The following is a 16,609-nucleotide window of genomic DNA, read 5'->3' as shown; positions in this document are numbered from 1 at the left end:
CCCGTGTATTTATAAAACCGGCCGACTGTCGGCGGCCTGCGCTACTCCGCGTTCGGCTGCTGGCCGTAGCTCTCGAACCGCTCCTCGACCGTCGCCATCTGCTCGTCGGTGAGGACGTGCGGCTCGCCGACGGCCGACGCGCGCAGGTAGAGCCGGCAGATGTCCTCGACGTGGCGGGTGTTCTCGACCGCCGTCTCGACGTCCGGCCCGGTGACGACGAGGCCGTGGTTCGCGAGGATCGCGGCGTCGGAGCCGGCCTCGGCCATCGCGGCGACGACGTTCGCGGCCAGCTCCTCGGTCCCGTACGGGGCGTAGTCGGCGAGGGGGACCTCCCGGCCGACCGCGGCGATCATGTAGTGGACCGGCGGGAGCTTCCGGCCGAGCGTCGCCATCGTCGTCGCCCACGGCGAGTGCGTGTGGACGATCGCTCCCGGCCGGTCGTGCCCGTAGATGCCCGTGTGCATCGGCACCTCGCTCGACGGCGCCATGCGGCCGGCGAGCCGCTCACCGTCCAGCGACACCACCGGCACGTCCGCCGCGTCGAAGGAGTCGTAGGGGACGCCGGTGGGCGTGACCGCCACCCGGTCGCCGTCGCGGACGCTCAGGTTGCCGGTCCGCCCGGGCGTCAGCTCGGCGAGCGCCGGCGCGTGTTCGACGACCGCCGCCCGCGCCTCACGCAGGAGGTCGGGGTTCGCCTCCGGATCGGCGCCCGCGTCGGAGCCGTCGCGGGTCACGTCGCCACCCCCGTCAGGTCGGCGAGCGCGTCGAGGCGGTGGTCCGGGCGCTGCCCCGCGGTCAGGTCCGCCTCCGGGGGCGCGTCGCCGTCGGCGACGAACAGCGCCGAGTCGATCCCGAGGGCGTTCGCGCCGGCCACGTCCGTCTCGACGTTGTCGCCGACGGCGAGCGCCTCGCTCGGGGAGCAGTCGAACGCGGCGAGGGCGCTCGTGAACGGGAGCGCGCTCGGCTTCTCGCGGCCCACCTCCTCTGACGTGACGAGCAGGTCGATCCGGTCGTCGACCCCGAGGCGCACGAGCTTCCGCAGCTGGACCCGCGTCGTGAGGTTCGTCACGACCGCGACGTCGGTTCCCGCCGCGTCGAGGGCGTCGAAGACCGCCTCGACGCCGTCGCACAGCGACATCGCCCCGAGGTAGCCGTTCCAGTAGGCGTCGCCGGCCGCCAGCGCGCTCGCGGGGTCGGACGTGCCGACGGAGCGGGACAGCCCGCGCTTGAAGTAGACGTGGCGGTCGTGGGAGGCGGCGGTGGTGCGCGTCTCGCGCTTGGTCGCCCGCCGACCGGCCTCGTACAGGTCGTCGAACGCCGCGCGGTCGAGGTCGTACCCGCGCTCGCGGAGGGCGTCGAGCGCGGCCCGCTTGCCCGCCTCGTTACACGGGGCGTACGGGTACAGCGTGTTGTCGAGGTCGAAGAGCACCGCCTCGTAGCTCATGGACCGACTCGACGCGGCACCGACTTAAGCGTGATTCGACGCGACGAGAAGGGGCGGTCTGGAGTGCGGGGCGACGGGCGCGCCGCTACTGCTCGTTCATCGCCTCGCTGGCGATGTTGCGACCGCGGGAGTTGAGCGCGACCTCGCGGCGGATCCGCACCTCCTCGACGACCTCGAGCTCGACCAGCCGCTCGAACGTCTCCTCGACGTCGTCGACGTCCATCCCGAGGAACGAGGGGATCTCGAACGGCGAGACCCCCGAGTACAGCGCCATCAGCACCTCGCGGTCGCGGCTGGAGAGGTCGACGTTGGTCGAACTCCGCTCTTCGCCCTTGCGGAGCCACGACTCGACGAACCGCATCCGGTTCGGGTCGCCCGCGACGTGGGTCTCGATGCTCGTCCCCTCGTCGTCGGTGTGCGACACCTCGATGACGGGCTTCTTCTCGCCGTTCACCGTGCGCTTCGCCGCGTCGAGCCCGCTGATGTCGTCGAGGTCGAACTTCACGAACGCGCCGCGCTCCAAGGCGGCGTTGAGCCCGTTGTCGTCGATCTTCACGCGGGCCTGCTCCCACTCGGTGTCCTGGACGACGCCGCCCTCGATGGCGGGGTGTTTCGCCATCACCGTCTTCTGGTCGAGCAGCGCGCGGTAGACGTCGCGCTCGAACGGCTCGTGGTCCGAGGCGGCGACGAGCAGCACCTGCTCGCCCAGGTCGAAGCTCACGTAGTTGGAGACGCGCGCGACCGACTGGTTCGCGTCGTGGCGGCCGCCGAGCCGCTCCAGCTTCGAAAGCGGAACGGTCCGCTTCCCGTCGTTGCCGGCCAGGATCAGCCGCCGGTTCGAGAGGAGGACGCGCCCCGGCGTCCACGAGACGTCGCTCACCTTGCGCCCCTCGCGGACCGCGACCGCGAACTTCGCCTGCGTGTCGGTGATCTTGTACTCGTCGCCCTGCTGCGCCATTTAGGGACCCCCCGCGCGGAGCTTCGAGACCGCCGAGAACACGCGCTTCCTGACGGCCTGACTGTCGTCGTCGGCGTACTCTTCCAAGCGGTTGAGCGTCTCCTGCCCGCCGATCTGTCCGAGGACGAACACCGCCTTCGCGCGGGCGTCCTCCGGGTGTTCCGGGCCGAGCTTGTCGAGCAGGCGGTCCTCGACGACCGGCCCGCCGAGGCTCTTGAGGCTCGTGGCCGCGAACTGCGCGGTCTGCGGGTCCTCGTCCGCGAGCGCGTCCGCCAGCGCCTCCACGGCGGTCGACGTGTCCGGGTCCGCCACGCGGCCGAGGATCCACGCCGCGTTCCGCCGCTGGCGCGACTGCTGACCGTCGGCGAGGATCTCGACGAGCGGCTCGACGACGGTCGCGTCGTCGGCCGCCTTCAGCTCCGAGACCACCTGGTCGCGGACCGCGTGGCTCTGCTGCGTCGGCACGTTCGAGAGGAGTTCGATCACCGAGTACACCGCCGCGTTGCGCACGACCGCGCTCTCGTCGCCGAGCGCGCGGGCGAGCGGCTCGACCGGCTCCGGCGTGCTCGCCTTGCCGAGCGCGCCCGCCGCGATCCGGCGGATCGACTCGTCGCCGTCGTCGAGCAGCTCCAGCAGCGGGGACAGCGCCTCGTCGGTGCCGATCGCCCCCAGCGCGTTGGCCGCGGCCCGGCGGACGCGCGGCTCCTCGTCCTCCAGCCGCTCGCGGAGGCCGGGGACCGCCCGCGCGTCGGCGAAGGTCCCGCAGGCCTGCGCCGCGCGGAGCCGGACGCGGGGGTCCTCGTCGTCGAGCGCCCCGACCAGCGGCTGGAGGCCGCTCGCGTCGTCGAGCCGCCCGAGCGCGTTCGCCGCCGCCATCCGGAGCTCCGGGCGGTCGGCCTCGAGGGCGCGCGCGAACTTGCGCGCGGTCACCCACTCGGCCTCCGCGTCGCTACCGCCGCCGGTGAGCTCCTCGAGGAGCTGCTGGAGCGCCCCCTCGCCGAGCGCGTCGAGCGCGTCGACCGCCGCGCCCCGGACCTCGGGGTCGTCGTCGGTGGTCGCGGTGCGGAGCAGCCCCTCGACGGTCGCCTGGTCGCTCTCCTCGCCGACCTCGCCGAGGAACTCCGCCGCGCGCCGCCTGACGGCCGCGCTGTCGCTACCGAGCGCGTCCCGGAGGCGCTCCGCGTTCCCGTCCCGGGCGTGCTGGTACAGCGACATCAGCGCCTCCCGAACACCCGCCGCCGCTTGTCGATCGGTTCGTAGCGGTCGCTCCGGTCCGGGGGGACGCTCTCAGTCATCCCCAACACGAGGACGCCGTCATCCGCCAGCGACGCCTCCAGCGTGTCGAACAGCGCGGCCTTGTGGTCGACGTCGATGTAGATCAGCAGATTCCGGCACAACACCACGTCGAACGGGTCGCGAGCGCCGTCGCGGATCAGGTCGTGCGTCTCGAAGTCGACGAGCCGCTGGACCGCCGGGCGCACCCGGAACGTGTCCTCGTCGCGCTCGACGTACGCGTCGGGGTCGGAGAGCGGCTCCAGCTCCTCGGCGATGTCCGTCGTGCGCGTCGTGTGGTAGACGCCCTCGCGGGCGTTCTCGAGCGCCTCCTCGCTGATGTCGGAGCCGAGAACCTCGACGCGCGACTCGTCGATATCCGGGTCGTCGCAGGCCAGCATCGCGACGGAGTACGGCTCCCGGCCGTCGGCCGAGGGCGCGGACCAGACGCGGACGCGCCGCTGGTTCGCGGTCCGCTCGCGCAACACGTCGCGGAGGACGTCCCACATCTCCGGGTTCCGGAAGAACTCGGTCACGTTGATCGTGAGCGCGTCCATCAGCGCCTGCCGCTCGTCGGCGTCCTCGCGGAGGATGCGCTCGTACTCGGCGTGCGACTCGGTGTCGCGCCGGCGCATCCGCGCGGTGATCCGGCGGTCGAGGTACGACTCGTTGTAGTACCCCGGCTCGAACGGCACCGTGTCGTCGATCTGTCGGAGGACGCCTTCGAACGCCGTCTCGGCGTCGTCTCTCCGGCGGCTCATAGGCTCACCACGTCGAGCACGGCCACGACGTCCCCGTCACCGAGGACCGCCGTGCCGCTGAGGCCCGGCGTCCCCGAGAGCGGCCCGTCGAGGGGTTTGACGACGACCTCCTCCTGGTCTAACACCGCGTCGCAGTGGAGCGCGACCTGCCGCGTCTCCTCGCGGATGCGGACGAGCATTCCGGCGTCGGTCTGCCCCTCGCCTGAGCCGTCGGTCGCCGTCGGATCTGCCGGGACGAACCCGTCGTCGCCGGGCTCGTCGGCCGCGACGCCGCCGTCGGCGGCGGGCGTCTCGGTCGGCGGCTCCGCCGCGGTCGGGTCGATCTCGCCGAGGCGCTCGTTCAGCCGGACGACCGGGTAGAGGTCGTCCTCGTGCCTGACGACCTCGTCGCCGTGGACCTCCTCGACGTCGTCGGCGCGGGCGACCTCCGCGATCGACTTGATCGGGATGCCGTACTCCGTGCCGCCCACGTCGACGAACATCACCTTCACGATCGCGACGGTGACCGGGAGCCGGAACCGGACCGTGCTCCCCTCGCCGGGCTCGCTCTCGATCGAGACGGAGCCGTCGAGGTCGCGCGCGGTCGTCCGGACCACGTCCATCCCGACGCCGCGGCCGGAGACGTCGGTGACCTCCTCCGCGGTGGAGAAGCCGGGGTGGAAGACGAGGTCGTACACCTCGTCGTCCTCCATCGCCTCGACCGCCTCGCGGCTCTTGACGTCCTCGTCGACCGCCTTCTCGCGGAGCTGGTCGGGGTCGAGCCCGCCGCCGTCGTCCGACACCTCGATGATCACGTGGTCGCGCTCGCGCTCCGCCGTGAGCGACACGTGGCCGGTCGGGTCCTTCCCGGCCGCCTCGCGCTCCGCGGGCGACTCGATCCCGTGGTCGACCGCGTTCCGCAGGACGTGGACGAGCGGGTCGCGCATCTCCGTGAGGATCGTGCGGTCCAGCTCGACGTCGTCGCCCTCGATCTCGAAGTCGATCCGCTTGTCGAGGTCCCGCGAGATGTCGCGCACGAGCCGCGGGAACGAGTCGGACACCTGCGAGAACGGGATGAGCCGCATGTCCATCGCCGTGTCCTGGAGGCTGGAGGCGAGCTTGTCGAGCTCGTCTAAGGCGTCCGACTCGGCGTCGGTCCCCTCGATCTCGCGGCGGAGCTTGATCCGGCTCGTCACCAGCTGCTCGACGAGCCCGTACAGCTCGTCGACCTGGTCGACGTCGACCCGGATCGACTTGATCTCGTCGCCGGACTTCGAGTCGGACCCGCCCGAGGACCCGGAGTCGTCCGACGGCGACTCGGCGTCGTCGGACTGCTCTGCGTCGCCGCCGTCGTCGGACGGCTCGGTCTCCTCGTCCGCGTCAGTCGCGGCGGGCTCCGGCGCGTCTTCGGCGTCGTCCTCGACCGAATCGGCGTCGGCGGGCTCGAGGGCTTCCGCTTCTGCGTCTGCGTCGGCGGATTCGGCGTCCGAATCGGCCGATTCAGTCGCGTCGTCGCCGCCGACCGCGACCGCGGTGGCGGCCTCGACCTGCGTGAGGGCTCGGAGCCCCTCGGCGACGACCTCGGGGTCGTCGCCGCCGACGAAGGCGTCGAACGACTCGTCGTACTCGCCGTCCTCCAGCGCCTCGGGCGCGGGGTCGGTGACGTGCCCGTCGAACTGCTCGTCGAGCGCCTGGAGGACGAGCGCGGCGTCGACGCCCGGCATCTGGGCGTCCCCGATCGTCACGTCAGCGTACGCGACCGGGTCCGGGAGGTCCGCCGCGGCCGCGGGCGGCTCCGGCACCGAGACGTCCGGAACCTCCTCGTCTGCGTCGGACTCGGCTCCGTCGTCGGCGTCGTCTTCGGCGGCGGCCTCCGGGTCGGCCGAGTCGTCGGCTCCGGCGTCGTCCCCGTCGGCGTCGCCGCCGACGGTGCCGTGCTCCTCCATCTCCCGCAGGCGCGACTCGAGGTCGGAGGGGTCGGTCGACACGTCGCCGGTGTCAGCGATCTCCGAGACCATCGCCTCGACGGCGTCGACCCCCTCGAAGAGGAGGTCCATCAGCTCGGGCGTCACCTCGCGGTCGCCCTGCCGGACCGCGTCGAGCAGGTCCTCGAGGGCGTGCCCGAAGTCGGAGACGTCCTCGTACCCCATCGCCGCGGCGTTCCCCTTCAGGGTGTGGGCGACGCGGAACACGTCGTCCATCGCCTCGGCGTCCTCGGGGTCCGCCTCGAGCGCGAGCAGGGCGTTGTTGAGGTCGGTGATCCCGTCTTCGGCCTCGGCGACGAACGCGGCGCGGTGGGAGTCCATCAGGCATCACCCCCCACGATCGCGCCGGCGACGTCGTCGAGGTCGTACACCGCGTCGACCCCCCCCGTCTCGACCGCGCGCTTCGGCATGCCGTAGATGACGCAGGTGTCCTCGCTCTGCGCCAGCGTCCGCGCCCCGACGTCGGCCATCGCGCGGATGCCCTCGGCGGCGTCCGAGCCCATCCCGGTCAGCACGACGCCGACGAGCGGGTCGTCGACCACCTCGGCCGCGGAGCGCATCGTCACGTCCGCCGCGGGGGTGACCGTGTGCGAGTCGTCGTCCTCGTCGAGCTTCACCCGGAGCCGCCCCGAGCGGTAGCTGTCGACGAGCGTGTGGCTGCCGCCGCGGGCGACCAGCGCCTCGCCGGCCCCGATCCGCGCGCCGTCGCTGGCCTCCCGCACGTCGTACGCGGAGGCGGCGTCGAGCCGGTCCGCGAACCGCGAGGTGAACGCCTCCGGCATGTGCTGGACGATCACCACGCGGCAGTCCGCCATCGGGAGCGCCGACAGCACGCGCTCGACGGCGTTCGGCCCGCCGGTCGAGGCCGCGATCACCACGGTCAGCGGCCCGTCGACGTCGGCCGCGTCCGCGTCGGTCCCGGCGTCGGGCGAGCGCCCCGCCGGGGCGCTCGGGTCGTCTCGCTCGCGGGTCGCGGCGTCGAGGTCGGCGTCCGCGACCGAGCGCACCGCCTCGACGAGCCGGTCGGACTCCCGCGAGACGCCCGTCGACACCTCGCCGCCGGGCTTCGCGAAGAAGTCGACCGCCCCGCGGTCCAGCGCCTCGAACGTGACCTCCGCGCCCTCGTCCGTGTGCGCGGACAGCATCAACACCGGCGTCGGCGTCTCCTCCATCAGTCGCTCGACGGCTTCGAGCCCGCCCATTCCGGGCATCTCGACGTCCATCGTCACGACGTCGGGGCGCGTCTCGGCCACCACCGAGAGCGCCTCTTCTCCGTCCCCCGCCTCGCCGACGACCGCGACCCCGGCGTCGCTCAAGAGGTCGCTTATCAGTCCCCGCATGAACGGGGAGTCGTCGACGACCACAACCCGCGGCGACCCGTCCCGACCGCCGCGCCGATCCGTCGTCCTGCTCATGTACCAGAGCGCGCCCAGAATCAGCATAAATCCACGGACCCAGGAATCACCCCTGATAATTCAGGGGACACGATTATTTGTCAGTTGACCGCAGCAGAGGTATGGCAGCCACAGAGGCGGAAGCCGAGCCGACCAAGGTGTTGGAGTTCGGCCTGGGCGACGGGACGTACTGTCTTGACATCGGCGTCATCGACGAGATCGTCGACGCTGGCGAACTCACGCGGATCCCCAACTCGCCGGACCACGTCGAGGGCGTGATGGACCTCCGGGGCCGGACGACGACGATCGTCGACCCGAAGACGCTGTACGACATCGACGAGGACGGCCCGCGCGAGCGGATCGTCGTGTTCGACGACGACGAGATCGACGAGGGCGGGACCGTCGGCTGGATGGTCGACGAGGTGTTCCAGGTCCGCGACGTCTCGCCGGAGGACGTCGACCAGAGCACGACCGTCGAGGACGAGGGCGTCCGCGGGATCGTCAAGTCCGACGACCGGTTCGTCGTGTGGGTCTCGCCGGACGTCGACGACGCGCTCGCCGCCGACGTCGACGACGTCGACGCCGCGGAAGCGTAACGAGAGGATCGACCGACGGTCGGGCGACCGCGTCGGCGTCGTTCGGCGATCGGTTCTCACCCGTGAGAACCGGGAGCCAACGCTTATCAGCCGCCCAACGGGTCCTTACGTATGCGCGTCTCAAGCGGCGTTCCGGGGTTCGACGATGTCGTCGACGGTGGGTTCCCCGGGGAGCGTCTCTACGTGGTGAGCGGTCCGCCCGGGAGCGGTAAAACGACGTTCTGTTCGCAGTTCGCGGCCCAGGGAGCCCGCAACGGCGAGGACGTCCTGTACATCAGCATGCACGAGACGAAGGCGGGGATCCGCGAGGACATGAGCGGCTACGACTTCGGGTTCGACCGCGCGCTCGACTCCGACCGCGTCACCTTCCTCGACTCCTTCTCGTCGGACGGCCGGCGCTTCTTCGGCCTGCCCGGCGACCGCCGCGACCGGTCCGGCGTCACCAACCGGCTCACCGGGTTCATCAACTCCCGCGACATCGACCGCGTCGTCTTCGACTCGACGATGCTGTTGCGGTTCCTCTTGGACGACGACGAGGACACGATGATCCAGCTGCTCTCCTCGCTGAAGCGGACCGACGCCACCACGCTCCTGATCTCCGAGATGACCGACCCGAGCGCCTACTCCGAGGAGCACTACCTCGCCCACGGGGTCGTCTTCATGCACAACTACCTCGAAGACGAAGGGATGCGTCGCGGGGTCCAGGTGCTGAAGATGCGGGGGACAGACGTCGACACGGACATCCAAGACGTGGAGTTCACCGACGGCGGGCTCCGCGTCGGCCCGGCGGCGACGGTGACCCACTGATGTACGATCGCACGTTCGGCACGGAGTGGGACGACATCTCCCGCGAAGAGGCGATCGAGCGCGCGTTCGCGCTCGGCGTCGCAGCCGGGATGGACAGCCCCCGCCCGGAGGAGTTAGACCGGGTGCTGGCGGCGTTCCCGGGCAGCTACGACCGGAGCATCGTGGAGCTGGCGTACGACGAGGGGCGGACGAAGGCGCTGGAGGCGAGAGCGGAGGAGGACGACCCAGACGACGAGGACGTCTGGGAGTCGCTCGTCGACGGCGCGGGAGCGCCGCGCGAGGCGCCGGTCTCCGCCGCGCTCCCCGGTGCGATACGTGAACTGACACTCACCGACGAGCCGCGAGAGGGCCCGCCGTCCTCGCTCGACATCCCCTCGATGCTCCGAAAGTGATCCCTCGGAAGGGTTTTACCGAACACTCTCTCACGTTCATCAAATGACTGTGCTTCCCGACGCTGTCCGCGGTGCCGGCAGCGTCCTCATCAGCGGTCCGCCGATGAGCGGGAAGTACGACCTGTTCAACAAGCTGCTCGCGTCGTGGTCCGACGGGCCCGTCGTGATATCGACGGGACGGACCGCGGAGAAGGTCCGCGGCGACTACGAGGAGCTGACGGAGGCGGACGGCGACGACGTGGTCGTCATCGACTGCGTCACCCACGAGCAGGGCGACAAGCGCGACGACACGCCCACGACGAAGTACGTCGCCAGCGCGGGCAACCTCACCGACATCGGGATCAAGTTCACCGACGTCGTGGAGTCCTCCGCTGGCCGCGACCGCGCCGTCGGGATCTACTCGCTCTCCCAGCTGTTGATGTACTGGGACCCGGAGCGTATCTACCGGTTCACGCGGGTGATGACCTCGCAGACCTCCGGCGAGGGGTGGCCGTTCGTCGGCGTCGTCGGCTCGACCGCCCACGACGAGCAGGTCGTCCACACGCTCCACGAGCCGTTCGAGGTCGTCGTCGAGACGCGCGTCGAAGACGACGCGCGGGAGTTCCGCGTCCGCGGTCGCGTCGGGCAACCGTCCGACTGGCAGTCCTTCTGACCGGAGCCCACGACGGGCGCTGGCGCTTTCACCCGATCAGTTCGAACTCGACGCCGACCGGCGGCCCGTCGACGAGCCCCCAGTAGACGAAGCGGTGGGGCCCCGCCCCGAGCGGGGGACAGACGTCGAGGTCGACCCCGTCGACCGCCTCCGCGAGGCCGCGCTCCGTCAGCGTGAGGTCCCACGAGTACGCCGTGCTCGTGTCGAGCGACGACTCGCTTCGGGGTAGCTCGACCGCCTCGCCGGTAGTCGAGCCGCGGACGTCCAGCCAGCCCGACTCGGTCTCGCGCTGGATCGAGTACGCGGGCTCGCCGAGGGTGACCGCCGGGGCGTCGCCGGTGTTCCGGAGGACGAGCCGGAGCGACTGGCCGTACGTCTCGGCGGTCCCCTCGACGGCGAGCTCCAACGAGGTCCGGTCCGTCTCGACCGGCGTGCCGGCGACCGGCGCCTCGAACGGCTGGTCGAGGCGAACGAACGCGTCGTCGTCGCAGGTCAGCGTCGCGGGCGTCCCCTCGGGGCCCTGCGGCCCGTCGCCCGCCGCGAAGTCGAGACAGCCAGCCGCGGCGACTGACAGGGCGAGCGCGCTCCCGGCGAGCGCGTCGCGTCGCGTGAAGTCCATACGGGACGAACGGACGCCACCGGCATGAACCGCACGCGTCGTCGCGGCGGGCGAGCACCGGACTCGCCGCGTTCGGCGGACGCCGCGGCAGCGGCGGTTCGGAACCGATTTCCCCTCGGCCGGCGCATGGCCTCGCATGGAGCTGTTCGGATCGAGCGGTATTCGCGGGGTCGCGCTGCGGTACCTCACGCCCGCGCTCGTCCTCGACATCGCGAAGGCGGCCGGGACGGTGTGGGACGCCGACCGCGTCGCCGTCGCCCGCGACACGCGAACGACCGGCGAGCTGTTCGCGAACGCGGCCGCGAGCGGGCTCGCCGCGGTCGGCTGCGACGTCGACCGCCTCGGGGTCGTCCCCACCCCGGCGGTCGGCAGCTACTGCGAGGCGGCCGAGGTCCCGGCCGTCCTCGTCACCGCGTCCCACAACCCGCCCGAGTTCAACGGGATCAAGCTCGTCGGCGACGACGGCGTGGAGCTCTCCGTCGACGTGCTAGAGCGGATCGAGCGCCGCGTCCTCGACGACGAGTACGACCACGCCGACTGGCGGTCGGCCGGTGCGACGACGCCGATCGAGGGGGCCGTCGACGACTACGTCGACCAGCTGACCGCCGCCGTCGACCGCGAGGCGGTCGCGGACGCGGACCTCACGGTCGCGGTCGACCCCGGCCACGGCGCGGCCTCGGTGGCCTCGCCGCGGATCTACCGCGAGCTCGGCTGCGAGGTGCTGACCGTGAACGCGACGCCCGACGGCCACTTCCCCGGCCGCGACTCCGAGCCGGTCCCCGAGAACCTCGCGGACCTCTCGCGGCTGGTCGCGACCTCCGACGCCGACGTGGGGATCGCGCACGACGGCGACGCGGACCGGGCCGTCTTCGTCGACGAGGAGGGGGCCTTCGTCGACGGCGACACCTCCTTCGCGGCGCTGGCGGACGCCTGCCTCGAGCCGGACGACGCCGTCGTCAGCGCGGTCAACGTCTCCCAGCGGCTCGTCGACGTCTGCGCCGCCAACGACGCCGACCTCGAGCTCACGCCCATCGGCGCGACGAACATCATCACCCGGACGCGCGAGCTCCACGAGGCGGGGACGAACGTCCCCGTCGCGGGCGAGGGGAACGGCGGGGTGTTCTTCCCGCCGTACCGGCTCTCCCGGGACGGCGCGTACATCGGCGCGCGGTTCCTCGAACTGCTCGCGGCCGCGGACGGCGCCCCGGTCAGCGAGATCGTCGCCCCGTACAGCGACTACCACTTCGTGCGGGTGAACGTCGAGTACGAGGACGACGACGAGCGCGACGAGCTGCTCTCGGCCGCCCGCGCCTACGTCGAGACCGCCGACGCGGAGCCGAACACGACCGACGGCTACCGGCTCGACTACGGCGACGCGTGGGTGCTCGTCCGCCCGTCGGGCACCGAGCCGAAGATCCGGATCTACGCCGAGTCCGCCGACGCCGACCGCGCCGAGCGGCTGGCGAAGGACATGCGCGTCGCCGTCGAGAGCGGGCGATAACGGCGGTCTATTTCACGAGGAGAACTGCCGTGGCGCGTGCCTTCGAACGCCCGAAGGGCGTGAGAAGCACGCGCGGGGTCGCCGGCGCTACGCGCCGGCTGCCAGCGAATCTTCGATTCTCGCTGGAGTCGGCCGACCGGGGGGAGGCCGACGAGGCTGGGGAGGCGCGAGGCACTGTGCGGGGCGGGCCTCGCGACTGGGGTTTTGGCGTTGTTCACCGCCGATCCGCTCGCAGCGGGTCATGAATAGACAGCGAGGACGCTGATACCGCCACCGCGCGAAACCGGACGACTACGTGGTATCAGTCCAGCGCCGCGAGGGCCTCGGCCGCTTCGCGGGCCGCTTCGAGGTGGTCGCGGGCGCGCCGGGGGTCGTCGGTTTCCTCGGCCGCGCGGGCGAACCGCGTCAGCGTGCGCGTCAGCGACGCGCGGGCGGCTCCGAGGCCGTCGGCGTCGGTCGCCGACCGCGACGGGTTCGACTGTGGGGACTCGGCGGCCTCGCGCCCGGACCGCTGCGGGGCGGAGTCGCGCGTCGAATCCGACGCCTGCGGAGGCGACTCCTGCGGCGACCGCGGCTCCTGCGGCGACGAGCCCCGGGGCGGTACGGTCGCCGACGGCGGCGACTCCGGCTGCCGACCTTCGGCCGCTCCGGAGTCGGCCGTCCCGGAACCGGCGACTCCGTTCTCGGCCGCGGCGTCGACGCCGCTCTCCGCGGTCGGGGCCGCGGCGTCCGCGGCCTCGTCCGCACCGGCCGCCTCCGCGCCGGTCGACCCCGATCCCACGTCGCCGCCCGCCGCGCTCCCGCAGGTGGGGCAGAACTCGCGGCCGTCGTGGCGGAAGATGGGGTCGCCGCACTCCTCGCAGTGGCGGTTCGTCATCGTCGCGCCCTTCAGGAGGAGCTCGGACATCCGCTGTGTGTGCTCGCGCTTCTGCTCGTCGTCCGCGTACTTCTCGCGGAGCTTCTCTCGTTCCGCCTCCTTGTCGAAGCCGTCGCTCATGGGCGGACGAACGTGGTTCGCGGGCAAAAGTCCGGTGGGCTCGGGACGGGCGTGCGAGCCGGCCGCAACGAGAGCCGAGCGACTACTCCTCGGTGACCGTGCGGTCCTCGTCCGGATCGAGCTCGCCGCGGTGGATCTTCGCGCCGTCCTGTGCGACCTGTCGCCCCAGCACCGCGCACTTCACGCGCATCGGCGAGATGTCGACCCCGAGCATCTCGGTGACGTCGTCGGTGTCGAGCGCGTCGAGCTCGTCGACGGCCATCCCGTGGAGCCGCTCGGAGAGCATGCTCGCGGAGGCCATCGAGATGGCGCAGCCGTCGCCGGTGAACCGCACCGCCTCGACGGTCTCGCCGGCGTCGTCGAGTCGGACCTCCATCTGGATGGTGTCCCCGCAGGAGGGGTTCTCGCCGACGTGCGTGAAGTCCGGATCCTCGAGTTCCCCGTAGTTGCGCGGGTTCTTGTAGTGGTCGAGGATCTGCTGTCGGTACATGTCCGAGCCCAGTCCCATACTGGCTCTGAGTAGGCCGGTGCGGCTCAAAAGGGTTCCGTCGGTCCGAACGCCGACCGTAATCGGTGACGGTTCACCGCGGGAGCGGGGCCGCGTTACGCCGCGTGTTCGTCGACCCACGCCGCGAGGTCCTCGCCCGGAATGAACCCCTCAGCGCGCCGCGCGACGGGCTCGCCGTCGACGAAGAGGACGAACAGCGGGACGCTCCGCACGTCGAACCGCTCGACTAAGGGCGGGTCGTCGCGGGGGTTCACCAGCCCGACGGCCAAGTCGGCCTCGACGCCGCGGGCGACGTTCCCGATCACCGGCTCCATGCTCGCGCAGATGCCGCAGCCGTCGGTGTAGAACTCAACGAGCGCGGCGTCCGCGTCGGCGAGGAAGGCGTCCAGGTCGTCTTCGTCGGCCAGGGACGTCGGCCGCGCCGCCGCCGCGTCCTCGCCGCTCGGGGCGTCGGAGCCGTCCGCGCCCTCCGAAGTAGTATTGGCTGTCATACGCACTATTGTCGCCGAAGACTGATAAGCACTCGCGTCGCCGGAGCGTCCCGAGCCGGGCCGCGGACCGGCCGCCGACCTCACTCCTCGGCGGCCGCGCCGCGTTCGCGACCAATGGCCTTGGCGACCGTGAGCAGGTAACCGAGCCCGTGCTTGACCTCGGGGTCGCGGACGCTGCGCGCGAGCCCGACCGCGCCGACCGGCTGCGGCTCGCTCCGCTGGGCCGCGCCGACGCCCTGGAGCAGCGTCGTCAGCCCCTCGCGGGTGTCGTCGTCCGCGGCGGTGTCGGCCACCTCGCCCAGCGACGAGCCGGTTGCGGCGAGCGAGCGGACCATCTCGTCGTCGAGCGCCGCGGCCGCGAGCGAGCCGACGCCGCCCAGCTCCGCGAGCTCGTCGAGCGTGCCGCTCCGCTGGAGCTCGACGAGCGTCTCCATCGCCTCGCGGAGCTCGTCACCGTTCTCGCCGACCGAGGCGGCGAGCCGAACCGTCTCGTCGGTCGCGATGCCGTCCGCCGACTCCGCGAGCGTGGAGGCGGTGCCGGCGAGCTCGACGGCCATCTCGTCGGTGAGCGCGCTCTCGCCGAGCGAGATCACGTCGAGCAGCTCGTTGACCGCGTCGAGCCGATCGACGAAGGCGGCGACCGCCTCCGGGTTCTCTGCGACGACCGCTTCGAGGTCGTCGCGGTCGAACTCGTCGGGCCGGGCGTCGCTCGAAGCCTCGGCTCCCGCGCCGTCGGCCTCGGGCTCGCCCGCGGCCGCGTCGTCGCCCGACATCTCAGAGCAACCCCCGTGCGGTGAGCCAGTAGGACTCGTTGTACGCCAGCTTCGACCAGTGGAGCTTCTCCGAGGGCGGCGCGGGCGACGGCGGACTCTCGTAGTCGAACTCGACGAACGAGGCGGCGTCCGTGCCGGTCTCGATGAAGCAGAGCGTCTTCCCGTCGTAGGTCGCGGTCGCGGGGCGGTCGCGGACCTCGCTCGCGAGCCGCTGCGCCACGACGCCGGCCTGGTAGTGCGCGACGCTGCCCGCCTTCGGGACGCCGGTCGTCGCGGCGTCGCCGAGCGCGTACACGTCCTCGGCGCGCTCGGCCGCCAGGGTGTGCTTGTCGACGTCGACCCAGCCGCGGTCGCCGAGCCCGGCCTCCTCGACCACGTCGACGCCGCGGTGCGGCGGGATCGCCGCCAGCAGGTCGTAGTCGATCTCCGTCCCCTCCATCGAGGTGAGCGTCTTCGCGTCCGGGTCGACCGAGTCGGCGTTGAAGAACGTCTCGACCCCGATGTCGCGGTCGCTCATGATCGGCTCCGCCCACTCGGCGATGTGGGGGTTGCCGTGGACGCGGTTGATCGGGTACGTGTAGGTGATGTCGACGTCCTCGCGGAGCCCGCGCTCGCGGAGCCAGTCGTCGGCCATGAACACGAACTCCAGCGGCGCGGCGGGGCACATGTGCGGCGTCCCGACGACGCTGAGCACGAGGTGGCCCTCCGTCATCGAGAGCAGTTCGTCCCTGAGCGCCAGCGCGCCGGACTCGGAGTAGTAGTCGTGGCTCCCCTCGCTGAGCCCCGACACCTCGTCGGCGGCGAGCGTCGAGCCGGTCGCCACGACGAGGTGGTCGTAGGCGAGGGGGCCGCCGGCGTCGCGGAGCCCGAGCGCCTTGTCGTCCGTGTCGATCTCGGTCACCCGGTCGATCACGAGGTCGACCCGGTCGTCGACCAGTTCGTCGAGCGGCCGACGCCCGTCCGCGGGCTCGCGCTGCCCGAACGCGACGTACAGCCACACGGGCTTGTACACGTGGTCCGGGTCGTCGTTGATCAGCGCGACCTCGACGTCGCCGGCGTCGATCTCGGGCGCGAGCCGCTCGGCGAGGTCGTTCGCGAGCACCGTGCCGCCCGTGCCGCCCCCGAGGATCGCGATCCTGTGCGTCATCTCACGCGACCTCCACGTAGAAGCCGTAGTCGTCGCCCGACTCGTCGACCGCGACCAGTTCGTTGTCGGTCTCGTCGACCCACTCCGGGACGTCGGTCATCGACCGGTCGCTGTCGCTCAACAGGAGGACGACGTCCCCCGGGGACGCCGACCGTACGCGGCCGATGAGGTCCATCAACGGTCCGGGGCAGGCCGCCCCGCGGGCGTCGACCGTGTCGGTGGGTTCGATATCGATTGCTGACATGGGTACGGGCGATCGTTCGACCGCCGCGGAGATAATATTGGTTGTCAATCCCAATATTCTGGTATTCCGTGCGAGGCTATATATACGAG

19 protein-coding genes are annotated in these 16,609 nt (G+C 71.7%); 5 read left to right on the top strand and 14 right to left on the bottom strand.

From position 1 onward, the window contains the following. Positions 1-41: 41 nt before the first annotated feature. The 7 genes from Q0116_RS01940 to cheB form a co-directional block, all read right to left on the bottom strand. Positions 42-734 carry a class II aldolase/adducin family protein gene (locus Q0116_RS01940; protein WP_297884978.1) on the bottom strand — a complete coding sequence of 231 codons (693 nt, stop codon included), beginning with the start codon at positions 732-734 and terminating at the stop codon, positions 42-44. Further along, on the bottom strand, positions 731-1,444 hold the full coding sequence (locus Q0116_RS01935) for an HAD family hydrolase (RefSeq protein WP_297884976.1): 714 nt from the start codon (positions 1,442-1,444) through the stop codon (positions 731-733). The genes Q0116_RS01940 and Q0116_RS01935 overlap by 4 nt, the downstream gene beginning before the upstream one ends. An 85-nt stretch (positions 1,445-1,529) precedes the next feature. After that, positions 1,530-2,402 (bottom strand): CheF family chemotaxis protein, encoded by an 873-nt coding sequence (locus Q0116_RS01930; RefSeq protein ID WP_297884974.1) that lies wholly within the window; start codon positions 2,400-2,402, stop codon positions 1,530-1,532. Continuing rightward, the gene (locus Q0116_RS01925) at positions 2,403-3,617 is read right to left on the bottom strand and encodes a HEAT repeat domain-containing protein (RefSeq protein ID WP_297884972.1); all 1,215 of its coding nucleotides are present in this window, start codon (positions 3,615-3,617) and stop codon (positions 2,403-2,405) included. Next, positions 3,617-4,435, bottom strand: coding sequence for a protein-glutamate O-methyltransferase CheR (locus Q0116_RS01920; RefSeq protein ID WP_297884970.1), 819 nt, complete (start codon positions 4,433-4,435; stop codon positions 3,617-3,619). Before Q0116_RS01920 ends, Q0116_RS01925 begins: the two co-directional genes overlap by 1 nt. Beyond that, positions 4,432-6,720 (bottom strand): chemotaxis protein CheA, encoded by a 2,289-nt coding sequence (locus Q0116_RS01915; RefSeq protein WP_297884968.1) that lies wholly within the window; start codon positions 6,718-6,720, stop codon positions 4,432-4,434. Before Q0116_RS01915 ends, Q0116_RS01920 begins: the two co-directional genes overlap by 4 nt. Next, complete coding sequence (gene cheB / locus Q0116_RS01910; protein ID WP_297884967.1) at positions 6,720-7,814, bottom strand: chemotaxis-specific protein-glutamate methyltransferase CheB; 1,095 nt, start codon at positions 7,812-7,814, stop codon at positions 6,720-6,722. Before cheB ends, Q0116_RS01915 begins: the two co-directional genes overlap by 1 nt. A gap of 101 nt (positions 7,815-7,915) precedes the next feature. Here cheB and Q0116_RS01905 point away from each other — a divergent pair, with 101 nt between their 5' ends. From Q0116_RS01905 to Q0116_RS01890, 4 genes are all read left to right on the top strand, one after another. After that, positions 7,916-8,389 carry a chemotaxis protein CheW gene (locus Q0116_RS01905; RefSeq protein WP_297884965.1) on the top strand — a complete coding sequence of 158 codons (474 nt, stop codon included), beginning with the start codon at positions 7,916-7,918 and terminating at the stop codon, positions 8,387-8,389. 111 nt (positions 8,390-8,500) lie between these two features. Then, positions 8,501-9,196 (top strand): RAD55 family ATPase, encoded by a 696-nt coding sequence (locus Q0116_RS01900; RefSeq protein ID WP_297884963.1) that lies wholly within the window; start codon positions 8,501-8,503, stop codon positions 9,194-9,196. After that, positions 9,196-9,588 carry a hypothetical protein gene (locus tag Q0116_RS01895; protein WP_297884961.1) on the top strand — a complete coding sequence of 131 codons (393 nt, stop codon included), beginning with the start codon at positions 9,196-9,198 and terminating at the stop codon, positions 9,586-9,588. The genes Q0116_RS01900 and Q0116_RS01895 overlap by 1 nt, the downstream gene beginning before the upstream one ends. 43 nt (positions 9,589-9,631) lie before the next feature. Next, complete coding sequence (locus Q0116_RS01890; protein ID WP_297884959.1) at positions 9,632-10,240, top strand: hypothetical protein; 609 nt, start codon at positions 9,632-9,634, stop codon at positions 10,238-10,240. Positions 10,241-10,268: 28 nt separating this feature from the next. Here the strand turns inward: Q0116_RS01890 and Q0116_RS01885 are convergent, their stop codons facing one another. Next, complete coding sequence (locus tag Q0116_RS01885) at positions 10,269-10,859, bottom strand: hypothetical protein (protein ID WP_297884958.1); 591 nt, start codon at positions 10,857-10,859, stop codon at positions 10,269-10,271. 136 nt (positions 10,860-10,995) lie between these two features. Here Q0116_RS01885 and glmM point away from each other — a divergent pair, with 136 nt between their 5' ends. After that, entirely contained in the window at positions 10,996-12,360 is a 1,365-nt protein-coding gene (glmM, locus tag Q0116_RS01880; protein ID WP_297884957.1) for a phosphoglucosamine mutase, read from the top strand. A gap of 301 nt (positions 12,361-12,661) precedes the next feature. On the opposite strand, the gene Q0116_RS01875 is transcribed toward glmM, so the two are convergent. The 6 genes from Q0116_RS01875 to Q0116_RS01850 all read right to left on the bottom strand — a co-directional run bounded on the left by Q0116_RS01875 (position 12,662) and on the right by Q0116_RS01850 (position 16,520). Then, a complete protein-coding gene (locus Q0116_RS01875) occupies positions 12,662-13,357 on the bottom strand; it encodes an Sjogren's syndrome/scleroderma autoantigen 1 family protein (protein ID WP_297884956.1) in 696 nt (231 codons plus the stop codon). 82 nt (positions 13,358-13,439) lie between these two features. Continuing rightward, a complete protein-coding gene (gene sufU / locus Q0116_RS01870) occupies positions 13,440-13,865 on the bottom strand; it encodes a Fe-S cluster assembly sulfur transfer protein SufU (RefSeq protein ID WP_297884954.1) in 426 nt (141 codons plus the stop codon). Between the two features lie 95 nt (positions 13,866-13,960). Then, positions 13,961-14,356, bottom strand: a complete 396-nt coding sequence (locus Q0116_RS01865) for a co-chaperone YbbN (protein WP_297884953.1) — start codon at positions 14,354-14,356, stop codon at positions 13,961-13,963. An 80-nt stretch (positions 14,357-14,436) separates the two neighbouring features. After that, entirely contained in the window at positions 14,437-15,129 is a 693-nt protein-coding gene (locus Q0116_RS01860; RefSeq protein ID WP_297884952.1) for a DUF1641 domain-containing protein, read from the bottom strand. A 1-nt stretch (position 15,130) separates the two neighbouring features. After that, positions 15,131-16,276, bottom strand: a complete 1,146-nt coding sequence (locus tag Q0116_RS01855) for an NAD(P)/FAD-dependent oxidoreductase (protein WP_297884951.1) — start codon at positions 16,274-16,276, stop codon at positions 15,131-15,133. Between the two features lies 1 nt (position 16,277). Next, positions 16,278-16,520 (bottom strand): sulfurtransferase TusA family protein, encoded by a 243-nt coding sequence (locus Q0116_RS01850; protein WP_297884950.1) that lies wholly within the window; start codon positions 16,518-16,520, stop codon positions 16,278-16,280. Positions 16,521-16,609 lie beyond the last annotated feature (89 nt).

This window comes from uncultured Halorubrum sp. (genome assembly GCF_937146585.1).
In the GTDB taxonomy this organism is placed as follows: Archaea; Halobacteriota; Halobacteria; order Halobacteriales; family Haloferacaceae; genus Halorubrum; species Halorubrum miltondacostae.
This window is presented reverse-complemented; position numbering and strand designations above follow the sequence as displayed.

Bases quoted from the DNA above. Each gene is read 5' to 3' on its own strand.
- cheB (WP_297884967.1), bottom strand. From the start codon at position 7,814: ATGAGCAGGACGACGGATCGGCGCGGCGGTCGGGACGGGTCGCCGCGG.
- Q0116_RS01915 (WP_297884968.1), bottom strand. From the start codon at position 6,720: ATGGACTCCCACCGCGCCGCGTTCGTCGCCGAGGCCGAAGACGGGATC.
- Q0116_RS01885 (WP_297884958.1), bottom strand. From the start codon at position 10,859: ATGGACTTCACGCGACGCGACGCGCTCGCCGGGAGCGCGCTCGCCCTG.
- Q0116_RS01930 (WP_297884974.1), bottom strand. From the start codon at position 2,402: ATGGCGCAGCAGGGCGACGAGTACAAGATCACCGACACGCAGGCGAAG.
- Q0116_RS01865 (WP_297884953.1), bottom strand. From the start codon at position 14,356: ATGACAGCCAATACTACTTCGGAGGGCGCGGACGGCTCCGACGCCCCG.
- Q0116_RS01935 (WP_297884976.1), bottom strand. From the start codon at position 1,444: ATGAGCTACGAGGCGGTGCTCTTCGACCTCGACAACACGCTGTACCCG.
- Q0116_RS01920 (WP_297884970.1), bottom strand. From the start codon at position 4,435: ATGAGCCGCCGGAGAGACGACGCCGAGACGGCGTTCGAAGGCGTCCTC.
- sufU (WP_297884954.1), bottom strand. From the start codon at position 13,865: ATGGGACTGGGCTCGGACATGTACCGACAGCAGATCCTCGACCACTAC.
- Q0116_RS01900 (WP_297884963.1), top strand. From the start codon at position 8,501: ATGCGCGTCTCAAGCGGCGTTCCGGGGTTCGACGATGTCGTCGACGGT.
- Q0116_RS01850 (WP_297884950.1), bottom strand. From the start codon at position 16,520: ATGTCAGCAATCGATATCGAACCCACCGACACGGTCGACGCCCGCGGG.
- Q0116_RS01895 (WP_297884961.1), top strand. From the start codon at position 9,196: ATGTACGATCGCACGTTCGGCACGGAGTGGGACGACATCTCCCGCGAA.
- glmM (WP_297884957.1), top strand. From the start codon at position 10,996: ATGGAGCTGTTCGGATCGAGCGGTATTCGCGGGGTCGCGCTGCGGTAC.
- Q0116_RS01855 (WP_297884951.1), bottom strand. From the start codon at position 16,276: ATGACGCACAGGATCGCGATCCTCGGGGGCGGCACGGGCGGCACGGTG.
- Q0116_RS01860 (WP_297884952.1), bottom strand. From the start codon at position 15,129: ATGTCGGGCGACGACGCGGCCGCGGGCGAGCCCGAGGCCGACGGCGCG.
- Q0116_RS01890 (WP_297884959.1), top strand. From the start codon at position 9,632: ATGACTGTGCTTCCCGACGCTGTCCGCGGTGCCGGCAGCGTCCTCATC.
- Q0116_RS01875 (WP_297884956.1), bottom strand. From the start codon at position 13,357: ATGAGCGACGGCTTCGACAAGGAGGCGGAACGAGAGAAGCTCCGCGAG.
- Q0116_RS01925 (WP_297884972.1), bottom strand. From the start codon at position 3,617: ATGTCGCTGTACCAGCACGCCCGGGACGGGAACGCGGAGCGCCTCCGG.
- Q0116_RS01905 (WP_297884965.1), top strand. From the start codon at position 7,916: ATGGCAGCCACAGAGGCGGAAGCCGAGCCGACCAAGGTGTTGGAGTTC.